This window comes from Mammaliicoccus sp. K-M42, from assembly GCF_022386375.1.
Classification (GTDB): Bacteria; Bacillota; Bacilli; order Staphylococcales; family Staphylococcaceae; genus Mammaliicoccus; species Mammaliicoccus fleurettii.
Genome location: NZ_JAJNIS010000060.1, coordinates 1 through 214 on the forward strand (window position 1 = coordinate 1; position 214 = coordinate 214).

Genomic DNA, 214 nt, shown 5'->3' on the forward strand with positions numbered 1-214 from the left:
ATGATGCTAGACTGAATAACGGACACAGTAAATTGATAATAAATTAAGCTATAATGAAAGTAATCAATTTACAGGAGTGTTCGTTATGTCTAAAAGAAAATATGATCATAGCCTTAAAATGGCAGCAATTCAGTTAGTAGAATCTGGTAGAAAAGCAACAGAAGTTTCAAGAGATTTAGACATCCCTATTCAAACATTAACCAAATGGCTAAGT

The 214-nt window shown here is 31.3% G+C and carries 1 protein-coding gene; it reads left to right on the forward strand.

The window, feature by feature from the left end:
* Nucleotides 1-85: 85 nt before the first annotated feature.
* Nucleotides 86-214, forward strand: a 129-nt coding sequence (locus LQ668_RS12515) for a transposase (protein WP_481817221.1), incomplete at its 3' end; no start/stop codon positions are given.